Below are 7,043 nucleotides of genomic sequence, written 5' to 3'. Positions count from 1 at the left end.
GGGCGGGGGTGCCACCCAACCCCCCCCGGGTTTGGGGGGTTCCGCGGGCGGTGGGTGATCCCCCCTGTAAACTTGCGCGCGGCGGCCCCGCCCGGGGGGGCCCCCCCCCCGCCGCGATCCCTCTTGAGTTGCCGGTACTCGCGCAGCACCAGCACGACGATCACGACGTCGAGGGCGGCGAAGAACGGCAGCGCGAGCGAGTGCGTGTGGATCGCGCGGAAGATCTCGTAGACCACGAAAGCCGAAAGCACCACCGCGGCGACGGGGTAGGCGCGCGTCACCTTGCGCGCCAGCGCCCAGACCAAGCCGAGCTTGATGAGCCCGTGCGCGACGAGGTACACCACGGCGAACGTCCGGCCCTCGACGAAATGACCGGCCGCGAGTTCGAGGTGCCGGGCCAGCGTCCCCTCGGGGTCGCCGAGCAGGTCACGGGTGACCACGGCGTGCGCGAAACCGGTGACGGCCGACGCCGGGACGATCATCAGGACGAGCCCGCCCACCAGCTGTAAAGCGCCGTCGAGCCCCTTCAGGGTGATGGCGATCCGGAACAGCTTCTCGGTGCTCATGGGCGCTCCCTCCGCGTTCACCTCACCTTGGGGGCACCCGGCCGTTCCCGCCCGGGACTTACGCCGTGTAGGTGATCCGGCCGTTCATCACGGTGGCGGTGACCGGGATGTCGCGTAGTCCCTCCGGGGACAGCCGCGTCGGATCCACCGCGGTGACGACCAGATCCGCGACGTCCCCGGCGGCCACCCCGGTCCGGCCGCCGGACGACGCCGCGAGCGCGGCCTCCAGTGGCATGACCTGCTCGGGATGCCACGGCGGGCGGTGGTCGTCGGTCCGGCTGATCGCCGACGCGATCGCGTCCCACGGGTCCAGCGGCGCGACGGGCGCGTCCGAGCCGAACTCCAGCGTCACCCCGGAGCGATGCAAAGCGCCGTAAGGGAAGGCCCGATCGGTCCAGCCGTGCCAGTGCCGGTCGGCGACGTCGCGGTCGTCCGGCTGATGGGCGGGCTGCACGCTCGCCACGACACCCAGTTCGGCGAAGCGGGCGACGTCCTCGGCGAGCAGCAGCTGCGCGTGCTCGATGCGGCCCGGGCAGCCGACGTTCGCGAAGGCGTCGAGCGCGATCTTGTTGGCGTGGTCGCCGATCGCGTGCACCGCCGGAATGAGCCCGTTCTCGGAAGCCTTGCGCATCAACGGTTCCAGCTCACCGGGCGGCAGTTCGAGCAGCCCGTGGGACTCGGTTCCGGCGTAGTGTCCCACGCAGTACGCGGTGCGGGTGTTGAGCGAACCGTCGACGAACAGCTTGAACGGGCCGACCGTGAGCAGCCCGCCGGTGTCTTCGAGAACGTCTCCGGTGCGGTGGCCGCGTTCGACGGCGGTCTCGAGCAGGTGTTTCGCGATCACGCAGGAGACCCGGACCGGCAAGGGTTTCCGGGCCAGCCGTCGGCGCCAGTCGGTGACGGTGTCGGTGTACTCGTAGTCGACGATCTTGGTGACGCCGCGGGCGGCCGCCGCGGCGAGCGCGTCGGCGACCCAGCCGTCGATGACGTCGTCGGGCGCGACGGGGAGTTCGGCCGTCGCGCTCATGCAGTCGTTCTCCAGCAGCACGCCGGTCGGGTGCTCGCGGCCGATGAGCTTCAGCGCGGCGGGGCTGAGCCACAGCGTGTGGAGGTCGGCGCTGAACAGGGCGACGGGGTGCCCGGGAAGTGCCCTCTGCAACAGTTCCTTGTGCGGGGCGTCGGGCCAGAGGCCGTCGCGGAACCCGGCGCCGAGCACGAGTTCGCCCGGAGGTACGGGACGCGCCAGCAGGTGGGCGAGCACGAGCTCGACCGTGTGCGCGGCGGACGTCGCCTCCCCCAGCGGGATCCGGCGGCGCGCGGCCGACCACTGCGCGGTGTGCACGTGCGCGTCGACGAGACCGGGCAGCAGTGTGCCGCCGTGCCCGTCCAGGCTCTCCGACGCCGCACCCGCTTGCCCCGGGCCCGCGATGGCCGCGATCCGGCCGCCCTTGATCAGTACGTCCGACAGGGAACCCGCCAAGCCGACCCGGACCCGGCGCACCAGAAGATCGTCCACGCTCTCACCTTGCCAGGCGGGCCGCGTTTCGTCCTCTGAATGCGGTCCTTGCACGCGCAACTACCGCATTCAGAGGACGAAATGCGGGAAGTCAGGAGCGGGCGAAGGTGAGCTTCCCGAGCGCGGCGACCAAAGGCGCGAGCTCGGGGAGCTCTTCGGCGGCGGCCAGCGCCTCGGTGAGGACGGTGTCGTGCGTCGGCCGCGCGGCCGCGAGCAGTTCCTGCCCCGACGGCGTGACCTCCGTGTAGATCCCCCGCCGGTCGTCCGGGCACAGGTACCGCTGGAGCAGCCCCCTGCTCTCCAGCCGCGTCACCAGCCGCGTCGTCGCCGACTGGCTGAGCACGACGGCGTTCGACAGCTGGTTCATCCGCAGGTGGAATCCGTCCTGACGGGCGAGCACGTCCAGCACGGTGTACTCGGTGACGGACAGTTCGTGCTTCTGCGCCAGCGCGCGTTCGAGCGCGTCCTCGATCCGCGCGTGCAGCGCGGCGAGGGTCCGCCAGCCCTGCGCGCGTGCCTCCACGGCGTCGTCGGCCAGTGACACGGTTCACCTCTTCCCCGGTTGCCCGAACTTCGTTGCGTCATGCATCATCAAGCGTGTGCAATATACGGCGCGTGCAACTATTTCGGACGCTCGTAGTTGCCAACGCCAGTTAACACCACTCTACGGGAAGAAGTGAGCTCCCATGCCTGCCGCTCTGCTCGCACTGGCGATCAGCGCCTTCGGTATCGGCACCACCGAGTTCGTGATCATGGGCCTGCTGCCCGAGGTCGCGGGCGACTTCGGCGTCTCGATCCCGTCCGCCGGGCTGCTGATCTCCGGATACGCGCTCGGCGTCGTGGTCGGCGCCCCGCTGCTGACCGCGCTCGCGTCGCGGGTGCCGCGCAAGACGGTCCTGGTCGGCCTGATGGTCCTGTTCATCGCCGGGAACGTCGTTTCGGCGCTGGCCCCCACCTACGGCCTGCTGATGACCGGCCGCGTGGTCGCCGCGCTCTCGCACGGCGCGTTCTTCGGCGTCGGCGCCGTCGTCGCCGCCTCGCTGGTCGCGCCCGCCAAACAAGCCAGCGCCATCGCGATGATGTTCACCGGGCTGACCGTCGCCAACGTCCTCGGCGTGCCCGCCGGGACCGCGCTCGGCCAGGCGCTCGGCTGGCGCTCGACGTTCTGGGCGGTCAGCGTCCTCGGCGTGCTCGGCCTGATCGGGATTCTCACGCTGGTCCCCGCCCAGGCGACGACACAGAGCGCGGGACTGCGCAGCGAACTCGCCGTGTTCCGGCGTCCGCAGGTGTGGCTCGCGCTGGCGATGACCGCGCTCGGCTTCGCCGGGGTGTTCGCGTCGTTCACCTACATCGCCCCGATGATGACCGAGGTCGCGGGCTTCTCCTCCGGCGCGGTGACCTGGCTGCTGGTGCTGTTCGGCGCCGGGCTGTTCGTCGGGAACCTGCTCGGCGGCAAGGCGGCCGACCGGTCGCTGATGCCCAGTCTGTACGTCATCCTCGCCGCGCTCGCGGCCGTGCTGGTCGTGTTCGTCTTCACCGCGCACGCCCAGCTCCCCGCCGCGATCACCATCGCCGTCTTCGGCGCCGCCGGTTTCGCGACCGTCGCGCCGTTGCAGGCCCGCGTCATGGACAAGGCCGAAGGCGCTCCCGCGCTGGCGTCGGCCGCCAACATCGCCGCGTTCAACCTCGGTAACGCCGGGGGCGCGTGGCTCGGCGGCAAGGCCATCGACGCGGGTCTCGGCTACACCGCGCCCAACTGGATCGGCGCCGCGCTCGCGCTCGCCGGGCTGCTGGTCGCGGTCGTGTCAGGCATGCTCGATCACGGGCGGCGAAAGGCTCGTCGCGCCGAACTGGCCCCCGCCGCCTGACCCACGGAAACACCCACGAAAGGAAAGCAAGTGACCGACATTCCCACCGTCAAGCTCACCAACGGGGTGGAGATGCCGCAGCTCGGGTTCGGCGTCTTCCAGGTACCGGACGAGGAGACGACCGCCGCGGTCAAGGCCGCGCTGGACGCGGGCTACCGCAGCATCGACACCGCCGCCGTCTACGGCAACGAAGCGGGCGTCGGCCGGGCCCTCGCCGAGTCCGGGATCGCCCGCGACGAGCTGTTCATCACCACCAAGCTGTGGAACAGCGAACAGGGCTACGACGCCACGCTGAAGGCGTTCGACGCCAGCCTGGCCAAGCTGGGCCTGGAGCAGCTGGACCTCTACCTGATCCACTGGCCCACCCCCGAGCGCGACCTCTACCGCGACACGTGGAAGGCCTTCGAGAAGCTCTACGCCGACGGCCGGGTGCGCGCGATCGGCGTGTCCAACTTCCAGCCCGCCCACCTCGAGCGGCTGCTCGACGCCGGTTCGGTGACCCCGGCGGTCAACCAGGTCGAGGTGCACCCGTACCTGCAGCAGGCCGAGGTGCGCGAGTTCGACGCGAAGCACGGCATCGCGACCGAGGCGTGGAGCCCGCTGGCCAAGGGCGGCGACCTGCTCGGCGAAGACGCGATCAAGGCGCTGGCCTCGAAGCACGGCCGCACTCCGGCGCAGATCGTCCTGCGGTGGCACCTGCAGCTGGGCAACGTCGTGATCCCGAAGTCCGTGACGCCGTCGCGGATCAAGGAGAATCTCGACGTCTTCGGATTCACGCTGTCGGACGAGGACATCGCCTCGCTGTCCGTGCTGGACCGGGGCGAGCGGACCGGGCCGGATCCCGACACCTTCAACGTCGCCTAGCACCAGCCTCGTGAGCGGTAAGGACGGTTGGAACCGTCCTTACCGCTCACGGGGTCTTGGACAGCCGGTTACTATTCGGCCGCACTGACGGCAGTTGTGCGAAAAGAGGTAACCGGACGATGCAGGCCCGAGGACGCGCCGTCCTCGCGACACTTCTGCTCGTGGCGTTCCCACTGGCGGTCGTCGCGGTGGGTGTCGCCAGCGTGCTGGCGGGCCTGCGGATCCCGGGCAAAACGGGCACCTACGTCATGCTCGGCGGGCTGGCGATCATGATCGCGCTCGGCTTCGGGCTGGTGAGCGCGTTGCGGGCCCGGCGTCCCCCGATCGAAGGGCCGCGACTGGACCGTGACGCCCATCCCGCGCTGTGGGAGATGATCGACGACCTCGCCGCCCAGGTGAAGACGCGGCCGCCGGACGAGATCGTGCTGATCGGCGAGATCAACGCGGCGGTCAGCGAGGACGCCCGGTTCCTCGGCCTGCGGCCCGGCCGACGCACGATGCTGATCGGGCTGCCACTGCTGGCCGCGATGAGCGTGAGCGAACTACGCTCCGTGCTCGCGCACGAACTCGGTCACTACAGCGGCGGCCACACCCGCCTGCTCGCGCTGACCTACCGCGGCACGCAAACGCTCGCCTTCACCGTCGACAGGCTGGACGGCGGCCCCGCCAGGGCCCTGCTCTCCGCCTACTCGAAGCTGTACCTGCTGGTCGCCCGGTCGGCGAACCGGCGGCAGGAACTCCAGGCCGACGAGGCGTCCGTGCTCGCCGCCGGAAGCCGGACGGCGGCCGCGGCGCTGCGGAAGGCCGCGACACTGAGCCCGCTCTGGAAGGACTACGCCGAGCGCTACCTCTCGCTCGGCGCGACGGCGCGGCGCACGCCCGCGGTGCTGCTGGGGTTCCGTTCGTACCTCAATCACCCGGTCCAGCGGGACTGGGTAGCCGAGTACGCCGAAGACGTCCTCGACGGCGAAGAGCTGTCGAAGTACGACAGCCATCCGCCCACGAAGCGCCGCATCGCCGCGCTCGCCGGCGTGCCGGACAACCCGGTGAAGCCGGACGCGCGGCCGGGCTGGGCACTGCTGGGCGCGCCGAAGGTCGACGTGCCCGAGGCGGAACTGGACGTGCTGATCCGCGACGTCGGGCCGCGGGCGGACTGGGACGAGGTCATCAAACGCGCGGGGCGCGCTTCGGTCGCGGAGGGCGCGAAGCTGCTGACCTCCGCCGGGATCGAGAGCAGGCTGGCGCCACGCGGCACGATCGGCGAGGTCGTCCGGGTCCTGCGCGACGGTGACGCCGACGCGCTCGCCAAACCCCTGCGGGCCCCGTCCCGCGAAGAGGGCCGCGAACTGCTGGCCGAGTTGTTCGCCGACACCGTCACCGCCGCGATGATCGACAACGGGGTCGCCGCGCACCGCCTGAATTGGGGCGGCGGCTGGGAACTGTGCCTGGGCGACGGCGAGCCGTTCGACGTCGTCGAACTGGTCGCCCCGGCGGTGCGGAGCCCCCGCGCGGTCGACGAACTGGTCCACAACCTGCAACTGCTGAACGTGCCCGCCGGATACTTCTGCAAGCAAGAACCCCAGCGGGAGCCGGATCCGGCCGAGGCCCGGATGCTCGGCGTGTTCACCGCGCTGAAGGCCAAGCGGAGCCTCTACGACCTGATTGTCTGCGACTCGGAAGTGGTTCTCCTGCCGATGTCGCGAGCGGTGCTCCTCCGCCGTGGCCTCGCCGGGCTGATCGGGGCGCGCGGCGTTTCGGACCGCAAGCGGATCCGGAAGCTGCGGGAGCGCGGCCTCGACGATCTGCGTGCCGAACCGGGCGCGCGGCGGATCCCGTTCACGGACATCGTCGCGGGCGGTTTCTCCCGCCGGAAGCTGACCGAGTACCTGACGCTGGAACTGTCCGACGGCGAGACGCTGGAACTCGCGATGACCGGCAACACCGAGGACTTCGGGACCGCTCATGACGAACTGGCGGCGTTCTTCAAGTCTCTGAAGGCTTGACGCGGGTTTGTCGTGAGTGGCGATTCGGATTCTGTTGGGCGGTAAGGCAAAGGTCGCGAGTTCGCGGTCTCGGCGGGGAGCCCAATGTCGCATTTGTGTCGCTGAGCGTCTCGAATGCGACATTGGGAACAAGGACCGGGAACAGGCGACCGGCCTCGTGCCTTGGCTCGGCGCGATCTGGCGGGTCGGGAGGTGTTGCGAAAGCCACGTTCGCAACGTTCAAGGT

At 70.5% G+C, this 7,043-nt stretch carries 5 protein-coding genes and 1 pseudogene; 3 read left to right on the top strand and 3 right to left on the bottom strand.

Annotated features, from left to right (window positions below; translation table 11 throughout):
- Positions 1-113: 113 nt before the first annotated feature.
- The 3 genes and pseudogenes from ACFWMR_RS29395 to ACFWMR_RS29385 all read right to left on the bottom strand — a co-directional run.
- Positions 114-566 (bottom strand): annotated as a pseudogene (locus ACFWMR_RS29395) (DUF2127 domain-containing protein); the annotation flags it as partial.
- A 58-nt stretch (positions 567-624) separates the two neighbouring features.
- A complete protein-coding gene (locus tag ACFWMR_RS29390) occupies positions 625-2,082 on the bottom strand; it encodes an amidohydrolase (protein WP_378380723.1) in 1,458 nt (485 codons plus the stop codon).
- A gap of 91 nt (positions 2,083-2,173) precedes the next feature.
- Positions 2,174-2,626 (bottom strand): MarR family winged helix-turn-helix transcriptional regulator, encoded by a 453-nt coding sequence (locus tag ACFWMR_RS29385; RefSeq protein WP_093937521.1) that lies wholly within the window; start codon positions 2,624-2,626, stop codon positions 2,174-2,176.
- A 142-nt stretch (positions 2,627-2,768) separates the two neighbouring features.
- On the opposite strand from ACFWMR_RS29385, the gene ACFWMR_RS29380 reads away from it, so the two are divergent.
- From ACFWMR_RS29380 to ACFWMR_RS29370, 3 genes are all read left to right on the top strand, one after another.
- Positions 2,769-3,950 (top strand): MFS transporter, encoded by a 1,182-nt coding sequence (locus tag ACFWMR_RS29380; protein ID WP_378380722.1) that lies wholly within the window; start codon positions 2,769-2,771, stop codon positions 3,948-3,950.
- 30 nt (positions 3,951-3,980) lie between these two features.
- A complete protein-coding gene (locus ACFWMR_RS29375; protein ID WP_093937519.1) occupies positions 3,981-4,814 on the top strand; it encodes an aldo/keto reductase in 834 nt (277 codons plus the stop codon).
- Between the two features lie 161 nt (positions 4,815-4,975).
- The gene (locus tag ACFWMR_RS29370) at positions 4,976-6,817 is read left to right on the top strand and encodes a M48 family metalloprotease (RefSeq protein WP_378280435.1); all 1,842 of its coding nucleotides are present in this window, start codon (positions 4,976-4,978) and stop codon (positions 6,815-6,817) included.
- Positions 6,818-7,043: the final 226 nt, after the last annotated feature.

Origin of the sequence: Amycolatopsis thailandensis, from assembly GCF_042723255.1 — a bacterium.
In the GTDB taxonomy this organism is placed as follows: Bacteria; Actinomycetota; Actinomycetes; order Mycobacteriales; family Pseudonocardiaceae; genus Amycolatopsis; species Amycolatopsis thailandensis.
Note: the sequence above shows the minus strand (reverse complement) of the source record. Positions and strands in the feature narration are given on the sequence as shown.